Origin of the sequence: Amycolatopsis mongoliensis (assembly GCF_030285665.1) — a bacterium.
Taxonomy (GTDB): Bacteria; Actinomycetota; Actinomycetes; order Mycobacteriales; family Pseudonocardiaceae; genus Amycolatopsis; species Amycolatopsis mongoliensis.
Window position 1 is genome coordinate 4,982,259 of record NZ_CP127295.1, and the last position, 22,853, is coordinate 5,005,111.

General features: G+C 71.1%; 20 protein-coding genes. 8 read left to right on the top strand and 12 right to left on the bottom strand.

Annotated elements, in window-relative coordinates; translation table 11 throughout:
- Window positions 1-152: 152 nt before the first annotated feature.
- On the bottom strand, window positions 153-1,193 hold the full coding sequence (locus QRX60_RS24360) for a LacI family DNA-binding transcriptional regulator (RefSeq protein WP_286003088.1): 1,041 nt from the start codon (window positions 1,191-1,193) through the stop codon (window positions 153-155).
- Window positions 1,194-1,410: 217 nt separating this feature from the next.
- Here QRX60_RS24360 and QRX60_RS24365 point away from each other — a divergent pair, with 217 nt between their 5' ends.
- The 3 genes from QRX60_RS24365 (at window position 1,411) to lpdA (ending at window position 4,081) form a co-directional block, all read left to right on the top strand.
- Window positions 1,411-1,815 carry a nitroreductase family deazaflavin-dependent oxidoreductase gene (locus tag QRX60_RS24365; RefSeq protein WP_286003089.1) on the top strand — a complete coding sequence of 135 codons (405 nt, stop codon included), beginning with the start codon at window positions 1,411-1,413 and terminating at the stop codon, window positions 1,813-1,815.
- A 63-nt stretch (window positions 1,816-1,878) separates the two neighbouring features.
- A complete protein-coding gene (locus QRX60_RS24370; RefSeq protein ID WP_286003090.1) occupies window positions 1,879-2,640 on the top strand; it encodes a lysophospholipid acyltransferase family protein in 762 nt (253 codons plus the stop codon).
- A 49-nt stretch (window positions 2,641-2,689) separates the two neighbouring features.
- Complete coding sequence (gene lpdA, locus QRX60_RS24375; RefSeq protein WP_286003091.1) at window positions 2,690-4,081, top strand: dihydrolipoyl dehydrogenase; 1,392 nt, start codon at window positions 2,690-2,692, stop codon at window positions 4,079-4,081.
- Here the strand turns inward: lpdA and QRX60_RS24380 are convergent.
- Entirely contained in the window at window positions 4,071-4,523 is a 453-nt protein-coding gene (locus QRX60_RS24380) for a GNAT family N-acetyltransferase (RefSeq protein ID WP_286003092.1), read from the bottom strand. The two genes, lpdA and QRX60_RS24380, sit on opposite strands and share 11 nt — an antisense overlap.
- Window positions 4,524-4,546: 23 nt before the next feature.
- On the opposite strand from QRX60_RS24380, the gene QRX60_RS24385 reads away from it, so the two are divergent.
- Both QRX60_RS24385 and QRX60_RS24390 read left to right on the top strand, forming a co-directional pair.
- Window positions 4,547-5,119, top strand: a complete 573-nt coding sequence (locus QRX60_RS24385; protein ID WP_286003093.1) for a nucleotidyltransferase family protein — start codon at window positions 4,547-4,549, stop codon at window positions 5,117-5,119.
- Between the two features lie 171 nt (window positions 5,120-5,290).
- Complete coding sequence (locus tag QRX60_RS24390; RefSeq protein ID WP_286003094.1) at window positions 5,291-7,204, top strand: S8 family serine peptidase; 1,914 nt, start codon at window positions 5,291-5,293, stop codon at window positions 7,202-7,204.
- Window positions 7,205-7,210: 6 nt separating this feature from the next.
- Here the strand turns inward: QRX60_RS24390 and QRX60_RS24395 are convergent, their stop codons facing one another.
- A complete protein-coding gene (locus QRX60_RS24395; RefSeq protein ID WP_286003095.1) occupies window positions 7,211-7,795 on the bottom strand; it encodes a class I SAM-dependent methyltransferase in 585 nt (194 codons plus the stop codon).
- A 105-nt stretch (window positions 7,796-7,900) separates the two neighbouring features.
- Here QRX60_RS24395 and QRX60_RS24400 point away from each other — a divergent pair, with 105 nt between their 5' ends.
- Window positions 7,901-8,635 carry an SDR family oxidoreductase gene (locus tag QRX60_RS24400; protein WP_286003096.1) on the top strand — a complete coding sequence of 245 codons (735 nt, stop codon included), beginning with the start codon at window positions 7,901-7,903 and terminating at the stop codon, window positions 8,633-8,635.
- A 197-nt stretch (window positions 8,636-8,832) separates the two neighbouring features.
- On the opposite strand, the gene QRX60_RS24405 is transcribed toward QRX60_RS24400, so the two are convergent.
- Window positions 8,833-9,843: an SDR family oxidoreductase gene (locus QRX60_RS24405; protein ID WP_286003097.1), complete on the bottom strand. Its 1,011-nt coding sequence runs from the start codon at window positions 9,841-9,843 to the stop codon at window positions 8,833-8,835.
- A gap of 71 nt (window positions 9,844-9,914) precedes the next feature.
- Between QRX60_RS24405 and QRX60_RS24410 the strand changes: the two genes are divergently transcribed.
- The gene (locus tag QRX60_RS24410; RefSeq protein WP_286003098.1) at window positions 9,915-10,793 is read left to right on the top strand and encodes a LysR family transcriptional regulator; all 879 of its coding nucleotides are present in this window, start codon (window positions 9,915-9,917) and stop codon (window positions 10,791-10,793) included.
- Here QRX60_RS24410 and QRX60_RS24415 read toward each other — a convergent pair.
- Window positions 10,790-11,371, bottom strand: a complete 582-nt coding sequence (locus QRX60_RS24415; protein ID WP_286003099.1) for a nucleotidyltransferase domain-containing protein — start codon at window positions 11,369-11,371, stop codon at window positions 10,790-10,792. The two genes, QRX60_RS24410 and QRX60_RS24415, sit on opposite strands and share 4 nt — an antisense overlap.
- Window positions 11,368-12,822, bottom strand: coding sequence for a peptide ABC transporter substrate-binding protein (locus QRX60_RS24420; protein ID WP_286003100.1), 1,455 nt, complete (start codon window positions 12,820-12,822; stop codon window positions 11,368-11,370). The genes QRX60_RS24415 and QRX60_RS24420 overlap by 4 nt, the downstream gene beginning before the upstream one ends.
- A gap of 103 nt (window positions 12,823-12,925) precedes the next feature.
- Here QRX60_RS24420 and QRX60_RS24425 point away from each other — a divergent pair, with 103 nt between their 5' ends.
- Complete coding sequence (locus QRX60_RS24425) at window positions 12,926-14,260, top strand: LVIVD repeat-containing protein (RefSeq protein WP_286003101.1); 1,335 nt, start codon at window positions 12,926-12,928, stop codon at window positions 14,258-14,260.
- A 59-nt stretch (window positions 14,261-14,319) separates the two neighbouring features.
- Here QRX60_RS24425 and QRX60_RS24430 read toward each other — a convergent pair whose 3' ends face one another.
- The 6 genes from QRX60_RS24430 to QRX60_RS24455 form a co-directional block, all read right to left on the bottom strand.
- Entirely contained in the window at window positions 14,320-15,900 is a 1,581-nt protein-coding gene (locus QRX60_RS24430) for a glycoside hydrolase family 13 protein (RefSeq protein WP_286003102.1), read from the bottom strand.
- Between the two features lie 34 nt (window positions 15,901-15,934).
- Complete coding sequence (locus QRX60_RS24435; protein ID WP_286003103.1) at window positions 15,935-16,804, bottom strand: carbohydrate ABC transporter permease; 870 nt, start codon at window positions 16,802-16,804, stop codon at window positions 15,935-15,937.
- Window positions 16,801-17,775: a carbohydrate ABC transporter permease gene (locus tag QRX60_RS24440; protein ID WP_286003104.1), complete on the bottom strand. Its 975-nt coding sequence runs from the start codon at window positions 17,773-17,775 to the stop codon at window positions 16,801-16,803. The genes QRX60_RS24435 and QRX60_RS24440 overlap by 4 nt, the downstream gene beginning before the upstream one ends.
- A complete protein-coding gene (locus QRX60_RS24445; protein WP_286003105.1) occupies window positions 17,753-19,129 on the bottom strand; it encodes an ABC transporter substrate-binding protein in 1,377 nt (458 codons plus the stop codon). The genes QRX60_RS24440 and QRX60_RS24445 overlap by 23 nt, the downstream gene beginning before the upstream one ends.
- Before the next feature lie 424 nt (window positions 19,130-19,553).
- Entirely contained in the window at window positions 19,554-20,561 is a 1,008-nt protein-coding gene (locus tag QRX60_RS24450) for a LacI family DNA-binding transcriptional regulator (protein WP_286003106.1), read from the bottom strand.
- An 87-nt stretch (window positions 20,562-20,648) separates the two neighbouring features.
- Complete coding sequence (locus QRX60_RS24455; RefSeq protein ID WP_286003107.1) at window positions 20,649-22,838, bottom strand: discoidin domain-containing protein; 2,190 nt, start codon at window positions 22,836-22,838, stop codon at window positions 20,649-20,651.
- Window positions 22,839-22,853 lie beyond the last annotated feature (15 nt).

Consider the following 22,853-nt stretch of genomic DNA (forward strand, 5'->3'; position numbering starts at 1 on the left):
AAACCTCCAGAGAGTCAGAAAGCGCTTTCTCGATTCACGGTAAGGCCTGCGCCCAGGCACGACAAGGCCCGGCCGGGTGGGGTACGAACGACGTGAATGACTCATTCCTGTCGTCCGACGACAGGAATGAGTCATTCACGTCGTCGCGGCCGTCAGCGCTTGGGGCGCGCGGTGCTTTCTCGCAGGACGACCTCGCCGGAAAGCCGGACGGTCCGCGGCCGGGTGCCCCCGGCCCCCTTGATCGCCAGGTCCATCGCCCGCTCGCCCAGCTCCTCCAGCGGCAGCCGGACCGTGGTCAGCGCCGGGACCAGGTCGCGGACCACCGGGATGTCGTCGAAGCCGGCGACCGAGATGTCGCCGGGCACGGACAGGCCTTCCTCGCGCAACGCCGTCAGCGCGCCGATCGCCATCACGTCGGTGACGGCGAAGACGCAGGTCGGCAGCTTGCGCTTGCGGCCGGCGAGCAGCCGCTTCGTCGCTTCGTAGCCGCCGTCGCGGGTGAAGGCGGCCTCGACGACGTCGTCTTCGCGCAGGGTGATGCCGTGTCCGGCGAGCGCGTCGGTGAACCCCGCCAGCCGGTCGACGACCGTGCTCAGCTTCCGCGGCCCGGCGAGCACGGCGAACCGCTTGTGGCCGAGCCCGACCAGCGCCTCGGCCAGCGCCGCGGCGCCGCCCTTGTTGTCCGGCTGGACGGTGTCGATCTTGAGCCCGCGGTGCCGGCTGACCGCCGCGACCTGCCCGCCGCCGCGGCGGTACGGCTCCAGCTCGGCCGCCATCGCGCGTTCCCACGCGCGGTCCTCGAACGCCGAGCCGATCAGCAGGATGGCGGCGGCTCGCTGCGCGCGCAGCGTCGAGACGTAGGCGACCTCGCGGTCCGGGTCGCGGAAGGTGCCGGCCAGCATGACGAGCAGCCCGTTGTCGGTGGCCACCCGCATCACCCCGCCGGCGATCGCGGCGAAGTACGGGTCGCCGACGTCGTGGCAGATCACGCCGACCGTGCGGTGCGTGCCGCCGGCGAGCGCCTGCGCGTGCGCGTTCGGGGCGTAGGCCAGCTCGGCCGCGGCGGCGGAAACCCGCTCCCGCAGGTCGGCGCGGACGGACGCGGTGCCGTTGAGCACCCGCGACGCCGTCGCGAGCGAGACGTTCGCGCTGCGTGCCACGTCTTCCAGTGTCACGTGCGGCCGGGCCTTCATGGCTGGCTCCTCCAAGATCGGTTTCGAGTGTCTCCGCGTGCTCGGTCGGTGCAATCTACTGGGAGGAGGGTGGGCCGGGAGAAGCCGCTGGCCGGGGGACCTGACCCGTTCGAGTGAAACGTGCGGGGAAGATCGGCGGTGGCGGGTGTGTTGAAAACAAGGAGAACCTTCAAGTGGTGAGTACGCCACTGCCGATGAACCGCGAAAGGAACCACGCATGCTGTTCGGTGACGAGCACGTCCGCCGCTACGAGGAGACCGACGGCGAGGTCGGCCACGAGTGGAAGGAAGGCGTCCCGACACTGGTGCTGACCACGAAGGGCCGCAAGACCGGCCAGGAGCGCAAGTTCGCCCTGATCTACCAGGAGGTCGACGGCAACCCGGTGATCGTGGCCTCCAAGGGTGGCGCGCCGAACCACCCCGGCTGGTACTTCAACCTCGTCGAGACCCCCGAGGTCGGCGTGCAGGTCAAGGCCGACAAGTTCACCGCCCGCGCCCGTACGGCCGAGGGCGAGGAGCGCGCGAAGCTGTGGGAGAAGCTCGCCGCCGTCTGGCCGGACTACAACGAGTACGCGAAGAAGACCGACCGCGAGATCCCCGTGGTGGTGCTCGAGCGCGTGTGATCTGCGCCGCGTTCGGCGTCCGCGAGGGCCGATCCGCCCGGTCTTCGGCTACGAATGACAGCCATGGACCGCTGGACCGCCCTGGACATCGAGGGTGAGCTGCTCACCCGACGCCAGATGATCGCCTACGGCCGGCGCTTCGCCCGCGCCGGCCGGGGCGCCTGGTACAGCTTCGCGATCGAGGTCGTGTGGCAGTTCCTCGTCCAGACGACCCGCTTCCGGGTGCGCGGCTCACACCACATCCCGAAGACCGGGGGCGTCCTGGTGGCGTCGAACCACCTGTCGTTCGCCGACCCGACGACCTTGACGGCGTTCTGCCTGGCCGCCGGCCGCGTGCCGCGGTACCTGGCGAAGGCCTCGCTGTGGAAGCTGCCGGTGGTGAACCGCGTGATGCGCTCGGGGCGGCACATCCCGGTCTACCGCGGCGCGGCGACGGCGGCGGAGGCCTACCGCGACCTGGTCGGCTCCGTGCGGGCCGGCGAGTGCGTCGCGGTCTTCCCCGAAGGCACGTTCTCGAAGGACCCCGGCGGCTGGCCGATGCGCGGCAAGACCGGCATCGTGCGGGCGGCCCTGGAGACCGGCGCGCCGGTGATCCCGGTGGCCAACTGGGGGACCCACCATCTGCTGCCGTCGACGGCGTGGTTCCCCCGCAGCATCCCGCGCAAGACCGTCGAGCTGGTGGCGGGACCGCCGGTCGACCTGTCCGACCTGCGCGGCCGCCCGCTCACCCGCGAGGTGCTGGAGGAGGCGACGGCGCGGATCATGGCGGCGGTGACGGCGCTGCTGGAGTCGATCCGCGGCGAGCGGCGCCCGTTCGCCGCGTGAGGTCGGCGTCACCCCGCCCGGCCGGGCCGGAAGGGGTACTTTCGGGCGCATGAGTGCACAACACTTTGATGTCGTCGTGCTGGGGGCCGGAGTGGGCGGCTACGTCGCGGCGATCCGCGCGTCCCAGCTGGGGCTGAGCGCCGCGGTGGTCGAGGAGAAGTACTGGGGCGGCGTCTGCCTGAACGTCGGGTGCATCCCGTCGAAGGCACTGCTGCGCAACGCCGAGCTGGCGCACGTCGTGACGCAGGAGGCGAAGGCGTTCGGGATCTCGTCCGACAGCCCGATCCGCGTCGACTACACGGCCGCCTACGAGCGGAGCCGGAAGGTCGCCGACGGGCGCGTCAAAGGCGTGCACTTCCTCATGAAGAAGAACAAGATCACCGAGTTCGACGGGCACGGCACGTTCGTCGACGACCACACCCTCGAGGTCAACGGCTCGCAGGTGACCTTCGACCACTGCATCATCGCGACGGGCGCGACGACGCGGTTGCTGCCGGGCACGTCGCGCAGCTCGCGCGTGGTGACGTACGAAGAGCAGATCCTCTCGAGCGAGCTGCCCTCGAGCATCATCATCGCCGGTGCGGGCGCGATCGGCGTCGAGTTCGCCTACGTGCTGCACAACTACGGCGTCGACGTCACGATCGTCGAGTTCCTCGACCGGATGGTGCCCCTGGAGGACGCCGAGGTGTCGGCGGAGCTGGCACGCCGCTACCGCAAGCTCGGCATCAAGGTGCTGACGTCCACGCGGGTCGAGTCGATCGACGAGTCGGATTCTTCGGTGCACGTGACGGTGTCTTCGGAGAAGGACGGGAAGCAGGTCCTCGAGGCGGACAAGGTCCTGCAGGCGATCGGGTTCCAGCCGCGGGTCGAGGGCTACGGGCTGGAGAAGACCGGCGTCGCGCTGACCGACCGGGGCGCGATCGCGATCGACGGCCGCGGCCGCACGAACGTCCCGCACCTCTTCGCGATCGGGGACGTGACGGCGAAACTGATGCTGGCGCACGCGTCCGAATCGATGGGCGTGGTCGCGGCGGAGACGATCGCGGGCGCGGAGACGATGGAGCTCGACTTCCCGATGATCCCGCGCGCGACGTACTGCCAGCCCCAGATCGCCAGCTTCGGCTGGACGGAGGAGCAGGCGCGCGAGAAGGGCTTCGACGTCCAGGTGGCGAAGTTCCCGTTCACGGCCAACGGGAAGGCCCAGGGTCTCGGGGACGCCGGCGGGTTCGTGAAGCTGATCAGCGATCGCACGCACGGAGAGCTCATCGGCGGGCACCTGATCGGGCCGGACGTCACGGAGCTGCTGCCCGAGCTGACGCTGGCGCAGCAGTGGGATCTGACGGTGCACGAGGTCGCGCGGAACGTCCACGCCCACCCGACGCTGGGCGAAGCGGTGAAGGAAGCCGTCCACGGCCTCGCCGGGCACATGATCAACCTGTAGGGACGTCGAAGCGCAGCTCCGGCCGGTCCCACCGGACCTTCGGCGGGGCCGCCGGGATCGTGCCGGTGCGCCGCGCGCCCATGCGGAGGTAGAACGGCAGCGCGGGCGGATGCGAGACGACGCGGACGTCGCGCATCCCCCGCGCCCGGGCTTCCCGGAGCATGTGCGCGATCAGGCGCGCGCCGAGGCCGAGCCCCTGCGCGGCGTCCGCCACGAACAGGATGTCGAGTTCCGGGGGATCTTCGAGCAGCGAGTAGAAGCCGAGCAGCTCGTCGCCGGCCATGGCGGCGAAGGTCGGGTTGCCCGCGATGTAGGCGGGCGTGACCGCGTAGCCGTCGAGGATGGACGCGTAGTCGCCCTGGTATGCGGCCGAAGCGTGCATCAAGGCGGTCAGGGCGCCGGCTTGCGCCGGTGTCGCGCGGAGGATTTCGGGCCGGCCCATGCGGGGCAGCTTACGGTGACCCCATGGCGGACTTCGAACGACTTCAGGACATCCTGTCGCACAACGAGATCCTCGTCGAGCTGCTGCACCGCGCCCGGGAGTTCGACCTGCCGCACTGGTACTTCGCGGCGGGCTGCGTGGTGCAGACCGTGTGGAACGTCCTGAGCGAACGGGGAGCCGCACGCGGGATCCAGGACTACGACCTCGTCTACCACGACGCGGCCGACCTCGGCTGGGACGCGGAAGACCGCGTGATCCGGACCGTGGCGGCCCGGTGCGAAGACCTGCCCGCCGAGGTGGAAGTGCGCAACGAAGCCCGCGTGCACCTCTGGTACGAAGCCAAGTTCGGCCTGCCCTGCCGTCCCTACCCGACCACGGAGTCGGCGATCGACGCCTTCCCGTCGGTCTGTTCGTGCATCGGTGTCCGCCTCGAGCGGGACGGGACCTGGCACTTCCACGCACCCCGCGGGCTCGACGACCTCTTCGCCATGGTCGTCCGGCCGAACCCCGTGCTCGCCCCGCGCGAGGTCTACGAAACCAAAGCCGCCCGGTGGCTGACCCAGTGGCCGCGGTTGCGGGTGCTGCCGTGGCCCTGACTCGAGGGAACTCGCGGTTCCCCTTCCGGCCCTGATCGTTCCAGCATGTGGACGGACGGACGTTCCCGACTTTGGTCGCTGGATCCCCGCCCGGTCACTCCTTAGATTCTCCCCATTACACCCGGTCGGGTGTCATTCGGTCAGGTGACCGAGTACCGCAGGGAGAAATCGATGGTGAGATTCAGCCGGGTCGCCGCGCACGCGGTTCCGCTGACGGTCGGTGCATTGCTGCTGACGACGGGGGTCTCGGCGGCGCAGCCGTCCACCGTGGACGCGGCGGCCGCGCGCACCGAGGCGGGCATCAACGCGCTGCAGGGCATCAAGAAGAGCCTGACCCCCGCCGAGCGCAAGCAATCGAGCCAACTGGTCGTCGAGAAGCGGTTGCGGGCCGACCGGTCCCTGGCCGCGAAGCTGCCCGACTACCGCTCGGGCGTCGGCGTCAGCGCCGCGGGCACCGTCTCGGTCGACATCGCGGCCACCCGCGACCAGGCCGTCGCGAACGCCGTCAAGGCGGCGGGCGGCACCGTCCGCTTCGCCTCGCCGGACGGCGCCGTCCGCGCCGACCTCCCGCTGTCGGCCGTGGACGCGATCGCCGGGCGCGCCGACGTCGCCGAGATCAAGCCGGCCGCGCAGGCGACGACCTGGAGCGAGGCGGGCAACCGGGACTTCCGCCAGGCCGCGGCCGCGCAGGCGGCGCAGGCCGCCGCGACCCAGGTTTCCGAAGGCGACAAGGCGCACGGCGCCGACACCGCCCGCACGACCTACGGCGTCAGCGGCTCCGGCGTCAAGGTCTGCGTGCTCTCCGACGGCGTCGACTCGCTGGCGAAGTCGCAGGGCGCCGGCGAGCTGCCCGCGGTGGACGTCCTGTCCGGCCAGAAGGGCAGCGGCGACGAGGGCACCGCGATGCTGGAGATCGTCCACGACCTCGCGCCGGACGCCGCGCTCGGGTTCGCGACCGCGTTCACCAGCGAGGCGAGCTTCGCCGCGAACATCCGCGCCCTGCGCACCACCGGCCACTGCACGATCATCGTCGACGACGTCGCCTACTTCGACGAGTCGCCGTTCCAGGACACGCAGGTCGCGCAGGCGGTCAACGACGTCACCGCGGCCGGTGTCCTGTACTTCTCCTCGGCCGGCAACTCGGGCAACGCGACCGACGGCACCAGCGGCTACTACGAAGGCGACTTCCGCGCCTCCTCGTCGAAGATCAGCGGCGTCACCGGCACCCCGCACGACTTCGACCCGAGTGCCACCACGCAGAACTTCGACGCGCTTTCGGCCGGCTCGCTCGGCAAGCCGGTGACGTTGTTCTGGTCCGACCCGTGGGGCAAGTCCGCCAACGACTACGACCTGTTCATCCTGAACTCGTCGGGCAGCGTCGTGGCCTCCAGCGAGAACGGCCAGTCCGGCTCGCAGAACCCGTACGAGATCGCCAGCGTGCCCACCACCGGCTCCGGCTACAAGGTCGCCGTGGTCAAGTACAGCGGCGCGGACCGGTTCATCGCGCTCAACGTGATCCGCGGCCGGTTCGTCGCCTCGGGTTCGCTCAAGGCGTTCAGCACCGACGGCGTCACGAACGGCCACTCGGCGGCGGCGAACGCGTTCAGCGTGGCGGCGGCCCCGGCCGGTCCCGCGTTCACGCGGCCGCTGGAGACCGGTGACCCGGCCAACCCGGCGGGCCCGTACCCCGGCCAGTTCACCGCGGCGAGCAAGTGGGAGCGCTTCTCCTCCGACGGCAAGCGCCACCTGTTCTACAACGCCGACGGCACGGCGATCACCCCGGGCAACGTGACCTCGACGGGCGGGACGACGCGGAACAAGCCGGACATCACGGCGGCCGACGGCGTGGCCACGTCGGTGACCGGGTTCCAGCCGTTCTACGGGACGTCGGCGGCGGCCCCGCACGCGGCGGCGATCGCGGCGCTGCTGCTGTCGGGCAAGCCGACGGCGACCCCGGCCGAGATCCGGTCGGCGCTGGTGTCCTCGGCGATCGACCTGGGTGCGCCCGGGTTCGACACGGTGACCGGCAACGGCGTGATCATGGCCGGCCCGGCGCTCGCCGCGCTGGGCGTCCAGGCCAGGTAGAGGCACCTACGATCGGGGGTCCGGCTCCGGCCGGGCCCCCGGTTCGCCGTTTCCGGCGACCAGCAGGTGGAAGCCGAGGCCGCTGTGGGCGAACCGTTCGTGCCGCGACAGCGCCAGGCCCGCCGCGTCGAGGGTCGCTTCGATCTCGGCGATCGGGCGGATGCGGAAGCCGTTCTCCGTCAGCATCCGCGACCGACCCATCAGGTCGGGGTCGCCGATGCCCAGCACGAACCGCCCGCCCGGCGCCAGCACCCGCGCGACCTCCGCGAAGGCCTTCCCGAGGTCGTCCACGAAGTAGACCGTGTTCGTCGAGACGATCGCGTCGACCGAGCCGGCGGCCAAGGGGAGCGCCGTCATCGAGCCCTCGCTCACCACCAGCCTGCCCGTCGCGATCTCTTTGCGGAACGTCTCCCGCGCCCGCTCGAGCATCGTCGCCGAGATGTCCACGCCGTGCACCGTGCCGGCCTCGCGCAGCAGCAGCGTGAGCCCCAGCCCGCCGCCGAAGCCGATGTCCAAGGCGGTTTCGCCGCCCGACAGCTCCAGGGCCGCCACCGCCTTCACCACCGCGGTGTGGTTGCGGCGGTTGAGCATCGCGCCGACGAGCCGGCCCCGCAGGCCGCTAGGGTGGCCGAGTTGTCGGGCGAGGCCGGCCTGAAAGCTCTCGCGAAGTCCCATCCGGGCAGTCTAGGAGGCGTGATGGCGAAGACCGCGGTGGTGACCGGGGCCGGTTCGGGCATCGGGCGGGCCGTGGCGCGGGCCCTTCTGGAAGACGGTTACCTCGTCGCCCTCGCCGGGCGGCGCGAAGACGCCCTCGCCGAAACCGCCGCCGGCTTCGAGAACGCTCTCGTTCATCCCGCCGACGTCTCGGACGAGGCCTCCGTCGAAGGCCTCTTCGACGCCGTTCGCGCCGAGTGGGGGCGGCTCGACCTGCTCGTCAACAACGCCGGGATCGGCGCCGCGGGGACCGTGGCCGACCTGTCCGTCGAGGACTGGAAGCGGACCGTCGACGTCAACCTCACCGGGATGTTCCTCTGCGCCCGGCAGGCCGCGCGGCTGATGCGGGACCAGGACCCGCGCGGCGGCCGGATCGTCAACAACGGCTCCATCTCCGCGCACGTCCCGCGGCCCGAGAGCGTCGCCTACACCGCGACCAAGCACGCGGTCACCGGCCTCACCCGGTCGATCTCGCTCGACGGCCGCGCGTGGAACGTCGCCTGCGGGCAGATCGACATCGGCAACGCCGCCACGGAGATGACCGAGCGGATGGCCGCCGGTATCCCGCAGGCCGACGGCCGGGTCGTCGCCGAGCCGACGTTCGACGTCCGGCACGTCGCCGACGCGGTGCGGTACATGGCCGCGCTGCCGCTCGACGCCAACGTCCAGTTCCTCACCCTCACCGCGACGACCATGCCCTTCATCGGCCGCGGCTAGTGTCGCGCGTTGCCCGACCCGTGCAGTCCCGGCCGCGATGCAGTGAATGACCCATTCACCTCGTCCGGCGACATGAATGACTCATTCATGTCGCCGGACCTGCCGCCGCGACTCTCGGCAGATCCGGGTCCGATGCACCCGATGCCACCTCGGCGCGCAGGGCCGGGCCGCTGTCAACGAACCTCGGACGCGCGACACTAGGGGATCACCTGCGCCTTCCGGAACTCGTCGAACAGCCGGTAGAACATCTGTTCCGTCTCGACGTAGGTGGAGAAGCCCGCCCGCCGCGACTTCGACGTGTCCGCGAACATGTCGTAGTCCCAGCCGAACACGAAGTCGCCGAACGCCCACGAGGACGACACGTCCGCATACGAGGCCGACAAGCCGTACCGGGCCGCCATGGAGGTCCACAGTGGACCCTTGTCGGCCATCACGTCCGCCAGGGACATCCGCAGGGGCGGCGCGACCTCCAGCCCGAAGTACGCCGCCAGCTTCGGCCACAGCTCGCGCCACCGGAACAGGTCGCCGTTCGCGATGTTGAACGCGCCCTCCTGGCCCGTCGCCCAGACCGTCGCGTCGGCCAGCAGGCCCGCGTCCGTCATCTCCAGCAGGCTGTCATACGCGCCGGGCTTGCCCGGGAACCGCAGCGGCAGGCCGAGCTCCTTCGAGATCGACGCGTACACCGCGATCACCAGCGCCAGGTTCATCGGGTTCCCCAGCGCCGTGCCGCCGACCACCGACGGCCGGATCGCCGACCACGTCCACGAACCCGCCCGGCGTTCGAGGAACGCCTGCTGGTCGACGTTGAACTCGGGCGGCATGTGCCCCGCGTCGGTCTCGCGCGCCGGGGTCTTGAACGGGCCGAGGTGCGCGCCGTAGACCTTGTACCCCTGCATCAGGCTGACGTGCTCGAGGGCGGCGGGGTCCACCGCGTCGACGAGGTTCGTCAGCATCGCCAGGTTCGGCGGAACCAGCTCGGCCCACGTCGGCCGGTCCTGGTAAGCCGTGTAGAAGAGGTGCGTGACGCCGGTCAGCGCCCCGACCTTGGCCTGGGTGTCCGCCGGGTCGAGGAGGTCCACGGCGAGGCCGTCGCCGCCGCGGCGGGAGAGGCCGACGACGTCCCAGCCGCCGTCCGCCCGCAGGTGCTCGACGAGGTTCCGGCCGATGATCCCGTTGGCCCCGGCGACCAGGGCTGTCTTGCGTTCCATGGCATCGAGCCTGCGCACGCGGGCGCGATAAGTCCAAGGCTTGCTTTTCATCTCGGCGATAAGCTGAGCTCATGACAAGCCTGCGGCAGCTGGAGTACCTGGTCACGGTGGTCGACACCGGCTCCTTCACCCGCGCGGCCGAACAGCTGCACGTGACGCAGCCCGCGTTGTCGCACCAGGTGCGGGCCCTCGAACAGAGCCTCGGCGGGCCGGTGCTGGAGCGCCTGCCCCGCGCCGTGCGGCTCACCCCGATGGGCCGGGCGATGCTCCCGCACGCGCGGGCAGCGCTGGCCGACGCCGAACGCGCGCGCTGCGCCGCCCGGCTCGCGTCCGGCACGACGGCGGGGGAACTGCAGGTCGCGACGGTCTACTCGATGAGCCTCGGCGTCCTGCCGCCGGCGCTGCGCGTGTGGCGGCGCGCCCGGCCGGACGTCGACGTCCGGCTGATCGAGTTCCGGCACGCCGACGAGCTGCGGGAGGCGATGACGGCCGGCGAGGCCGACGTCGCGCTCGGCCCGCTCCCGTCCTCCTGGCCGGGGCCGGTGCGCGAGCTGGGAGTCGAGGAGTTCGTGGTCGTGCTCCCGGCGGACGGCGCTTCGGAAGACGACGCATCCGGTGCGGTCGACCTGGCCACGCTCGCCGGCTGCGCATGGGTGCACTACGCGCCGGGCAACGGCCTGGCCGAGCTGGTCGACGCGGCGTGCGCGGCGGCGGGGTTCCGCCCCCGCGCGGCGGTCCGCACCGAGCAGACGGCCGCGGCGCCGATCCTCGCCGCGGCGGGTCTCGGCCCCGCGCTGGTCCCGGCGAACGTCCTGCCGGCGCGGTTCGACGGCCGGGTCCTGCGGCCGTCGGTGCCGGTGCGCCGCCCGCTGGCCGCCTACACCCGGGCCGCTCCGGACCCGTTGACCACGGCGTTCATCGAGACCCTGGCTGAGCACGCCGCGGTCTAGAGGCGGGCGAGCCAGGGGTGCTCGCCGAACGCCGTCCGGAGCGCGTCCGCGAGCCACTGCCGTCGGGAGGCGCCCAGCACCGGCAGCGCGGCGGCGAAGTCCCGCTCGTCCTTCGGCCGGGTACCGCGGGCCTTGGCGAACAGCTGTACTTCCGGTGCCAGGTAAGGGATCCCGTCCGCCGAGACGTCGCCGAGGCCGGTCACCGCGCGGCGCACGGCGGGGTTCCGGCGGGAGACCCACTCGTCGCCCTCCGCCTCGTCGAGCATCACCTGGATCCGCCACGGCCCGGCCGCGGCCGGGCGGCACCAGATGTCGTCGACGCCTTCGGGGAGCAGCTCACCGGCCCGCCACGGCCGCAGCGTCCCCGGCGGGTCCGCCGCCCACCACTCCCACGGCCGCAGCGCCTCCTGGACCGCGAGCTGGTCACGCCGCAGGACCAGGACGTCGACGTCCGCGTGCTCGCGGACCGGCCGTCCGACGGCCAGTTCGATCGCGTGGCCGCCCGCGATCCACCACGGCACCCGGACCGCCGAGAACAGTGCGACGACCTCGGACAGCGGCGCCGGGTCCCAGGTCACGAGACCCCGATCCCCGCCAGCACCGGGCCGGTGAACGGCGTCGTCAGGACGTCGTGGACGCGCGACGACCAGACCGCGTGGCCGTGGCCGGACCACAGCGGGGCCACCGGGAGGTCGCGCAGCAGCTGGTTCTCCGCCAGCCGGTACAGCTCGCCCGCCTCCTCCGGGGTGGCCGCCGCGTCCGCGAGCTCGAGGTTCTGGCGGAACACTTCGTCGGTGTAGCCGGACTCCGCCGCCAGTGCCGACAGCAGCTCGTACGGGCTCGCGGTGGTCAGCGAAACGTCCAGTGTGGACGGCCCGTCGACAGTGCCGGACGAGGGTTTCGCCTGGGCGGTCACCGAAACGTCCAGCGACTTGTGCAGGCCGACCACCAGTGCCCGGGTCCACGCCTCGGTCGATGGTCCGAAGTAGACGGTCGCGCCGCCCGGGAAGGCGGCCTGCTGCAGCAGAGCCTTGCCGGCCGCCGCGTCGAAGCTGCACGGCCGGCAGGTGCCCGACCGCTCGCCGGGGGCGTCCGCCGGCGGCAGCAACGCCTTGGCGGGGTCGGCTTGGTGGGCCAGCGGACCGGCTTCGAGGGCCGCGCGGTCGACGCCGAGGGCGAAGCCGTGGCGGACCGTCGCGTCGGCGAACCGCGGGTTCGCCACCGGGAACGCGAGGTAGCCGGCCCGCGGCAGCGCCCAGGTCGCGTGGTGGTCGTCGCCGAAGTCGTCGTGCAGGGCGTCGTGCTTCTCGCCGGGCACCTCGGTGGCGAGGTCGAGCGTGCCCGCCTTGACCGCGTCGTACTGGGCGGCCGGGTCGCCGACGCGCAGCTCGATCTCCGCGGCCTTGCCGACGCCCTCGCCGACGCGCTTCAGCGTGCCGCCCGAGCCGGGCCGCCACCCGCCGTCGAGCCGGTACGGGCCGTTGCCGACCGGCGCCTTCGCGAAGCCCGCCCAGTCGCGCGAGGCGAGCACCGACGCGGGCAGCGGCACCAGGCCCGGCGCCGAGAGCAGTGCGGGCACCTGGCCGGACGGGCGGTCCAGGACAAGGCTGATCGTGTCCGGCGCCGCCGCCCGGATCTCCTTGGCGCGCACCAGCTTCGTCAACACCGGCGCGGCGGCCCACTTCGAAGCCGCGACCGCTCGCCAAGTGTCCACATAGGAATGAGCGGTGACCGGGGTGCCGTCGTGGAACGTCGCCGGCCGCAGCTTGACCGTCCAGTGCACCCGGTCGGTGCTCTCGATCGACTCGGCCGCGCGCGGCGTGAGCTGCCCGGTCGCCGCGTCGTAGTCGGCGAGCGGGGTCCACAGCGCGCCGGTCACCAGCCGGCCCGCCTGGTCGGTGACGTCGGCGGGCAGCAGCGTCGCGGGCTCCCGGAGGCCCGCGGACAGGACACCGGGGCGAGCCGGGCCGGAATCGGAACAGCCGGTGACGGCGAGGGTCACGACGGCGAGCAGGGCGAGCAGGCGCATGGGCCAGTCCTACCAGTCAGCCGCCAACCAAAGGCGCTTGTGTCCGGTTGATCTCCGTCGTACCGTTCGCTGGGTCACGCTCGTAGCGTTCTGGGAGGTTTGCGTGCGCACCTGGTTGCGGTCGTGCTTCGCCGCCGTCACCGTCAGCGCCACGCTGGTCGCGACCGGGCTTCCGGCCGCCGCCTGCGGCGAAGACGACAAGCCCGCCGTTCCGGCCGCCCGCACCCCGGGCGATCCGGGGGCGATCAAGAACGTCAAGGCCGTCGGCAGCGTGCCGGACGCCGCCGGCGCCATCTCGGTCAACTTCCTCGACTACGGCCGCCGCGACGTCATGGTCGTGTCCGGCGAGTTCGGGCTGAAGGTGTACGACCTGACGAAGAACCCGGCCGCGCCGAAGCTGGTCGGCCAGGTCAGCCTGCCGGGCCTGTGGGAGACCGAGGACACCGAGGTGGACCCGGACCGCAAGCTGGTGTTCCTGTCCCGCGACCCGCGCGCGTTCGGCGGCACCACGCACACCGGCGAGTCCGGCATCTACGTCGTCGACGTCTCGAAGCCCGAGGCCCCGGCGATCCTGAGCTACACGAAGGTCCCGGCCGGGCACACCACCAGCTGCGTCGACGGCTGCCGCTACCTCTGGACCGGCGGCCCGGCGAAGGCCGACGACCAGCCCGCCGACTGGGGCGGCCGCCCGATCTGGGTCACCGACGTCCGCGACCCGCGGCACCCGAAGGTGAACCCGCAGCCGATCGAGCTGGCCCGCAACGACGGCAAGACCGACTACGTGCACGACGTCCAGGTGGACGGCGACGGCGTGGCCTGGGTGTCCGGGCGCGGCGGCGTGCGCGGCTACTGGACGAACGGCGTGCACCGCGACCCGCTGACGAACAAGGTCCGGCGCGCGACGGCGCACGAGCCGATCCCGTACGCCGGCGGCGGCATCGCCGAGACCGCGGCGCCGTCGCGGTTCATGCACAACAGCTTCCACCCGGCCGGCCACCGCATCGGTGACGGCGCCTGGCGCGGCCAGGACCTGATCTACGCGACGGAGGAGAACTTCGTCGACGGCTGCGCGGGTGACGGCGTCCTGACGATCTCGTCGCTGAAGGGCTCCTACCACGGCGAAGGCTGGCGTTCGACGCCCGAGCAGCCGTTCCGCCTGCAGAGCGTCGGCACCTGGGGCGTCAACGGCCAGGAGGGCAGCGACCCGGCGTCGGACGACTGCTCCGCGCACTACTTCGACGTCCGCGGCAAGGTCCTGGTGCAGTCGTTCTACGCGCAGGGCACGCGGTTCCTCGACGTCAGCGACCCGACGAACCCGCGTCAGATCGCCTACTACCGCCCGGGCGACGCGAGCGCGTGGGCGCCGTACTGGCACGGCAAGTACGTCTACGTGGCCGACAACGCCCGCGGCATCGACATCCTGCAGCTGACGAAGTAGCAAGTCCGTGAATGGCTCATTGACGGACTTGAAGTCCGTCAATGAGCCATTCACGGCTTTCAGGACCGGAGCCAGACCGCGGTGTCCGTGGGCAGGGAACCGGTCACCGGGCCGCTCGCCAGCAGGATCTCCGAGTGCGGCGGCAAGGGCACCGGGGACGCCGAGAAGTTCAGCGCGAACGTGAACTCCGGCCCGAGCCGGAACGCGAGCAGGCCGTCGTCCAGCGAGAGCCACTCGAGGGCCTCGGCCGGAAGCTCACGCCGGATCCGCAGGCCGTCGCGGTACAGCGACAGCATCGACGCCGGGTCCGCCGCCTCCGCTTCCGCCGTGTAGGCCTTCCATTCCGCCGGCTGCGGCAGCCAGGCGTCCCCCGAACCGAAGCCGAACGGCGGCTCGTCGCCCGACCACGGGATCGGGACGCGGCAGCCGTCGCGGCCCGGGTCGGCGCCGTTCGTGCGGGCCCACACCGGGTCCTGGCGCAGCTCGTCCGCGATGTCCAGGACCTCCCACAGCCCCAGCTCTTCGCCCTGGTAGACGTACAGGCCGCCGGGCAGCGCGAGCGTCAGCAGCGCCGCCGCCCGCGCCCGGCGCGTGCCCAGCTCCAGGTCCACCGGCAGCTCGTGCAGCCGGTTCGCGAAGCTGAACCCGGTGTCGCCCTGCCGGCCGTAGCGCGTGACGTGCCGCGTGACGTCGTGGTTCGACAGCACCCACGCGGCCGGCGCGCCGACCTCGTCGTGCGCCCGCAACGTCCGGGTGATGACGTCCCGGAAGCGCGACGCGTCCCACGGGCAGACCAGGAAGTCGAAGTTGAACGCCGAGTGCAGCTCGTCGCGGCGCAGGTAGCGCGCCGCGCGGGACATGTCCGGCAGCCACATCTCGCCGACCAGCACGCGCTCGCCGCCGTAGCTGTCGGCGATCTTGCGCCACGACCGGTAGATCTCGTGCAGGCCCTCCATGTCGGAGAACGGCGTCTCGTCACCCTCGTCGACGTCGGGCAGCCGCGGGTCCTTGACGAGCCCGTCGGCGACGTCGATGCGGAAGCCGTCGACCCCGCGGTCGAACCAGAACCGCAGGACGTCCTCGAACTCCTGGCGGATGTCCGGGTTCTCCCAGTTGAAGTCCGGCTGGCGCGAGCTGTAGAGGTGCAGGAACCACTCGCCGTCCGGCACGCGCGTCCACGCGGACCCGCCGAAGCGGGACTTCCAGTTGTTCGGCGGCTCGGCGCCGTCCGGGCCGCGGCCGGGCCGGAACCAGAACCGCTGCCGCTCCGGCGAACCCGGGCCCGCCGCGAGGGCCGCCTGGAACCACCGGTGCTCGTCGGAGCAGTGGTTGGGCACGATGTCGATGATCACCCGGATGCCGCGGGCGTGCGCCTCGGCGATCAGCTCCTCCGCCTCGGCGAGCGTGCCGAACAGCGGCTCGATGTCGCGGAAGTCGGCGACGTCGTAGCCGCCGTCGTCCATCGGCGACGGGTACCACGGCGTGAACCAGATCGCGTCGATCCCCAGGTCGGCCAGGTGGTCCAGCCGGGCGCGGACGCCGGCGAGGTCGCCCACGCCGTCGCCGTTGCCGTCCGCGAAGCTGCGGATGTAGACCTGGTAGATCGCCGCGCTCCGCCACCAGCCGGTCTTGTCGGTCACGAAAGTGCCCTCCTAGTCGTCGTGAAAACCCGGCTCAGCCCTTGATGCTGCCGGCGGTCAGCCCGGCGAGGATCTGCCGCTGGAACGCCAGGAACAGCGCCACCATCGGCAGGCTGGCCAGCACCATCCCGGCGACGAGCACGTTGAGCGGCATGTCGATCGCCACCCGTTGCAGCATCACCGAGAGCGTCTGCTTTTCGGTGTCCGGGAACACCAGCAGCGGCCAGATGAAGTCCTTCCACGCGGTGACCACCGCGAGGATCGACACCACGGCCAGGATCGGCCGCGAGATCGGCAGGATGATCCGCCAGAGCGTGCGCACCGGCCCGGCGCCGTCGATGCGCGCCGCTTCGATCAGCTCGTCCGGGATCTGGTCGAAGAACCGCTTCAGCAGGTAGATGTTGAACGCGTTCGCCGCCGCCGGGAGCCACACCGCGGTCGGCGAGTTGATCAGGTTGAGGTGCAGCAGCGGCAGGTCCGTCACCGTCACGTACGTCGGGACGAGCAGGGCCGTGGCCGGCAGCATCAGCGTGGCCAGCATGAGGCCGAGCACGACGTTGCCGAACTTCGGCCGCAGCTTCGACAGCGCGAACGCGGCCGGGACGTCGATGGCCAGCTGCGCCAGCCACGCGCCGCCGGCGACGACGAGCGTGTTGAGGAAGTACTTGCCCAGGCTCAGCTGGTCCCAGGCGTCGGCGAAGGTCTCCGGGTGCCACTCGTGCGGGACGAGCGTCGCCGGCGTCTGCGCCAGCTCCTGCGGGGACTTCATCGCGCCGGTGATCACCCAGTACAGCGGGAACATGAACGCCAGCACGAACACCGCGAGCGTGCACGCGAAGACGACGCCGTAGACGACCTTGCCGCGCGGGCTGCGCAGCGCGCCGGGGGAGACGAGGGTTCTCATGTCTGGTCCGCCTTCCGCGTCAGCCGCACGTACCACGCCGAGAACACGCCGAGCGCCACGAACAGCAGCAGGCTCATCGCGCTCGCGGAGCCGAAGTCGTTGTAGACGAAGGCGTAGCGGTAGAGCAGCAGGAGCACGGTGACCGTCGAGTCGTCCGGGCCGCCGCCGGTCATCACGTACGGCTCGGTGAACACCTGCATCGTCGCGACGATCTGCAGCAGCAGGAGTACCAGCAACACGAACCGCGTCTGCGGGAACGTCACGTGCCGCAGCCGCTTCCACAGCCCGGCGCCGTCGAGCTCCGCCGCTTCGTACAGCTCGCCGGGGATCGTGCCGAGCGCGGCCAGGTAGATCAGCGTGGTGCTGCCCATGTTGGCCCACGTCGAGACGAACACCAGCGACAGCATCGCGGTGCTCGACGAGTCGAGCCACTGGCCGCCGGGCAGGCCCACCGCGCCGAGTGCGGAGTTGAACAGGCCGGGACCCGGGTCGTAGAACCACTTCCACATCAACGCCGTGACTACCGGCGGCAGCATCACCGGCAGGTAGACGGCGAGCCGGAAGAACGCCTTGGCGTGCCGGATCTCGTTCAGCAGCACCGCGGTCAGGAAGGGGACGGCGAACCCGAAGACCAGCGCCAGCCCGGTGAACAGCAGTGTGTTGCGCCAGGCGACGCCGAACAGCGGGTCCGCGAAGAGCCGCTCGAAGTTGTCGAACCCGACCCACGTCGGCGCGTTGACGAAGTCGACCTGCTGGAAGCTCAGCAGCACGCCGCGCACGATCGGGTACCAGGAGAAGAGCGCGAACACCACGAGCGCGGCGCAGAGCAGGCCGTACGCGGTGAGGTTCTCCTTGAGTTTGCGGCGGAACTTCGTCTTGCGGCGTTCCCCGGGGGACGCGACCGGGCGCCTGGCCCGCGACGAGGACGTCGCGGGCCAGGCGAGCAGGCTACTTGACCTGGGCGAGGACACTGTTGACCTTCGAGGACGCGGACGACAGCTGCTGGTCGATGTTCGCGTTCTGGTCGGTGAGGACCGCCTGCATGACGCTGTCGAGCGCGGCGTAGATCTGCTGCGCGTTCGGCGGCTCGATGCTGCCCTTGATCTTGCTGGTGGTGTCCACGTAGGACTGGTAGTTCTTCGCGGGGACGTTGGCGTACTTGGCCTTCAGGGCCAGCTGCTGGTCACGCACCGCGCCCTGCCAGACGTCCGGGGTCGGCTCGGCGGGCAGGCCGACCGGCTGCTTGCCGTCGACGTACTGCTGGATGTGCTTCTCGAAGCGGTCCGGGTTGAGGTACTTCCACTGGATCCACTCGAGGCCGGCCTTGACCTTGTCCGGGGAGGCCTTCGGGTTGATCATGTAGCCCTCGCCGCCGAGCAGCGTGCCCTGGCCGCCGGGCATGCCGGCGATGCCGTAGTCCTCGTACTTGCCGTTGAACTGCTTGACGAGCACCGGCACGTTGTCCGGGGCGGCCATGTACATGCCTAGCTGGCCGGCGCCCATCATGCGCTGGACGTCCGTGGCTTCGAGGAGCTGCTTGGCGCCCATCGAGTTGTCGGTCCAGCGCATGTCGTGCAGGTACTGCAGGGCCTGCTTGCCCTTTTCGTTGTCGAAGTCGGCGGCCCACTTGTCGCCGTCCTTGCGGGCGATGTCGCCGCCCATCGAGTACATCCAGCCGGTCATGTGCCAGCCGCCCTGGTTGTTCTTGCTGTAGTCGGCGTACCCGACGACGCCGTTGCCCAGCGCGGCGATCTTCTTGGCGTCCGCGCGGACTTCGTCCCAGGTCGCCGGCGGCTTGTCCGGGTCGAGCCCGGCCTTCTGGAACAGCGGGCGGCTGTAAAGCAGGCCCATCGTGTAGTTCATCGTCGGCAGGCCGTAGAGCTTGCCGTTCGCGTCGCGGAAGTTGTCCAGCAGTTCCGGCTTGATGTCGTTGACGTGCGGGACGCTCTTGGCGGCTTCCGTGATGTCGGCGGCTTGGTGGCGCGCGATGATCTGCGCCGGGTCGGTGAAGTAGACGTAGTAGACGTCCTCGAGCTGCCCGCCGGCGAGCTTCGCCGAGAACGTCTTCGGGTCCATGAACCCCTCGTGGGGCTCGATCTGGATGTTCGGGTGGGAAGCCTCGAACTCCTTGACGTCGGCGTCGAACACGCTGCGCTCGAACGGCTGACTGGTCGGCGGCTGGCCGGTGACCGTGATCTTCACCTTGCCGCCGGTCTGGGCGGCGTTGTCCCCGTCGCCGCAGGCGGCCAGGGAGAGCGCGAGACCGCCTGCGGCGATCAGGCACAACGTGCGGCGGGACACGGTCCGGGACCAGGGACTGCTCATCTCAAGCCTCTTCTCGGGGTCGCGACGGCTGTCACGTGATTGCGGTCACTCTAAAGTGTGAGAGCAGATCGACGCAATAAGGCGACGAGAAGTTGCAAGTTACGAACAGGCCGCGTCCGGCTGGTGCCCGGCAGGGCAGGAGGGTGGCGCCGGAGAGCGGAAGCGACGGACCTGGGCGGGCGACACGCGTGCGTGGGTGGACGACACGCGTGATCAGGGGGTCGACTCGCGTGATGGGGAGTCGACACGTGATCAGGAGGTCGGCTCGCGTGATGGGGGAGTCGACACGGCCGGCGCGTGTCGTGCATCGGTGTGCGTGTCGTCCGGCTGAGCGACGGGTTTCGAACCCGCCGCTCAGTCCGCCGCCCGCGGGCACGCGAAAGAGCGCGACGGCCGGTGGCCGTCGCGCTCTGCGGGGGTGGGGTCAGGCGGTGCGGCGCGCGGTGGAGCCGCGGACCACCAGTTCCGGTGCGAACAGCAGCTCTTCCGCCGCCACCTCGCCGCCGTTGATGCGCTTGACCAGCAGCTCCACCACCGCCCGGCCCATCGCCTCGATCGGCTGGCGGGTGGTCGTCAGGGGCGGGTCGGTGCAGTTCATCAGGGCCGAGTCGTCGTAGCCGACCACCGAGATGTCCTCCGGCACCGACAGTCCCTGGCGACGTGCCGCGCGGACCGCGCCCAGGGCCAGCAGGTCGCTCGCGCACAGCACCGCCGTCGCGCCGCGGGGGTACAGGCGGGCCGCCGCTGCGTGGCCGCCCTCGATCGAGAACATCCCGTGTTCCACCAGCTCGTCCAGCACCGGCAGCCCGAGCTTCGCCGCGTACGACTGGAACGCCGCGAGCTTGCGCTGGGACGGCACGTGGTCGGTCGGCCCGAGCACCAGCCCGATCTTCTCGTGCCCGAGCGAGCTCAGGTGCCCGACGACCTGCTCGACCGCCACCGCGTCATCGCACGACACCTGCGGCAGCCCGAGGTGGTCGACCGCCGCGTTGATCAGCACCGTCGGGAGCCGTCGCTCGACGAGGTGGTGGTAGTGCGAGTGGACCGCGTCGGCCTGCGCGTACAGCCCGCCGGCGAACACCACGCCCGACACCTGCTGCTGCAGGAGCAGCTCGACGTACTCCGCCTCGGACACCCCGCCCGCGGTCCGCGTGCACAGCACCGGCGTGAACCCCTGCTGGGCGAGGGCGTTGCCCATGATCTCGGCCAGCGCGGGGAAGATGGGGTTCTGCAGCTCCGGCAACACCAGCCCGACCAGGCGGGCCCGCTCGCCGCGCAGCTGGGTGGGGCGTTCGTAGCCCATCACGTCCAGCGCGGTGAGCACGGCGGCCCGGGTGCTGGCGGACACCCCGGACCGGCCGTTGAGCACCCGGCTGACCGTGGCTTCGCTGACCCCGACCTGGCGGGCGACTTCGGCAAGACGACGCGTCATGAGTGAAACTTTACAGCAACTGGGCGCAAAAGCGTGACAAGCCCGGACCAGTCCCAGGGACCGGTCCGGGCTTGCCGGACGACCGAGCTACGAAGCCGCCACTTCGAACTCGGACACCTGACCGGCCGGCCAGCCGGTGTTGCCGGTGAACGTCAGCCGCACGAAACGCTGGGACGTCGCCGTGAAAGAAGCCGACGCCGTGTTGCCGGATGCCGGGTCGAACGCGTAGCCGCGCGAACCCGCCAGCGTCGTGTACGAACCGCCGTCGGTGCTGCCGGAGATCGTCACCGTCTGGGTGCGCGCACCCCACGCCGACGACGGCGGCAGCTTGAGCGTCACCTTGGTGATCGACGCCGCCGCGCCCAGGTCCACCGTCAGCGTCTGCGGGAACGCGTTGTTCGCGCTCTCCCAGTACGAGTTGGCGTCCCCGTCCACGGCGTTCGACGGCGGGAAGCCACCGACGGACGCCGACGCGCTGACCGGCTTGCCCTTCGCGAGGTTCGTGCCCGGCTGCGGCGGCTGCGGCGGGCCCGAGTTCGGCGCGGGCCACGTCGAGCAGTCGCCCCACGTACCGGTCCAGCCGCTGTTGCCCGACCCGCTGAAGGTCATGCGCGGGATCGACGTCGGGTACGGGCAGTTGTACGTCCCGGTCACGCCGACGCCGGACGCGGTCAGGTTGCTGATCGACACCGCCCCCTGCGTCTGCGACTGAGCCACGAACGTGCCGACGCCCTGCACCGAGACACCGTCGATCGTGATGCCCTGGATCTGCTTGCCGGCGCCGTTGCCGTCGATGAACTGGATCGCCTCGTACGGGCTCTGGATCGCGGTGAACCCGGTGACCCGGATCGTGACGCCGGTGATCGCCTGGTCACGCGCGTCGAACCACAGCGCGCCCACGCCGAACTGCCAGTTCGGGTCGAGCGCCCCGGCCCGCAGCGCCGTGTTGTTCGACAGCGTCACCGTGCCGCTCAGCGGCACCGAGTTGAACCGGTTGGCCACCAGGTAGCCGCCGCCGAGGGCGTTCGTGTCCTGCACGAGGTTGCCGCTCACGGTGTTGTTCGACCCGCCGTACAGCGCGATGCCGTTGGCCAGGTTCGGCTGGACGATCGTGTTGTTGACCAGCGAGTTGCCCGAGTCGGCCTGCCCGTTGGACCACAGCGCGAGGCCGTCGTCGCCGTTGTTGCGCAGGTAGTTGTTGCGCAACGTCGAGTTCGTGACGGCGCCGTCGAAGTTCACGCCGTCGGCCTGGGTGTCGAGGATGCGGTTGTTCTCGATGGTGACGTTCGACGACGCGCCGTTCATCAGCCACAGCCCGCACTTCGTGTCCTGGATCCACAGACCGCTGACGACCGAGCCGTTCCCGAGGACGCCGTGGAACGCGTTGTCCGGGCTGCCGTCGTTGCGTTCGGTCACGTCGCCGAACACCGCGAAGTCGTACAGCTTGATGTTCCCGGACGCGCTGCCGTTGTTGAAGATGTTGTTGCCGTGCAGCACGGTGTACCACTGACCCGCGCCGCGCACGGTCGTCTGGTCGATCTGCAGCGCCGACCCGATCTCGAACCGGCCGGACGGCACCCAGACCTCGCGACCCTGCGAGCGCGCTGCCGAGAGCGCGGTGCGGAACGCCTGCGAGTCGTCCGACGAGTCGTTCGCCGTGGCACCGTAGTCGGTCACCGAAAGCGAGTTGGCCGGCTGCGAACCCGCGCCGCCGACCTGCTCGAAGTCGGCGAGGTCGATGGTCGCCTGGCCGACGTCACCGGAGTCCGCCTGCACCCGGACCTTCGCCCCCGCCGACGCGTTCTGGCCGAACAGCAGCCGGGCGTCGTCGAAGAAGTGGTGCGTCTTCGCGCCCGGGATCCAGCCGGTGTCCACATAGGAATAGCGGGACGTCACCGAAAGCCCGCTGCCGAGCTTGGCCCCGTTGACGTACACCGAAAGCCGGCCCGACGAGCCGTCGGGCAGGTTGTAGTGGACGTTGATCGAGTTGGCCGCCGCGGGCAGCGTGAACTCGACGTACTGGCCGGTCCCGATCCGCACAGCCTGCCGCCCGGAGGCTTCCGAGGCGATGCTGGCCTGCGTGTAGTCGGGGCCGACGGCCGAGCCGTTCGTCGTCGAGCACTCGGCCTCGACCGTCCGGAACGGCACGCTCGCGCCGCCGGACGCCGTCGTCGGGCAGGTCGCCGCCGCGGCCGGCGTGCTGCCGGAAAGCACGGTCAAACCGGACGCGGCGAGAGCAGCGGCAAGCAAAGCCGCGCCGCGGAGAATGCGGGACATCGTCGTCACCTTTCT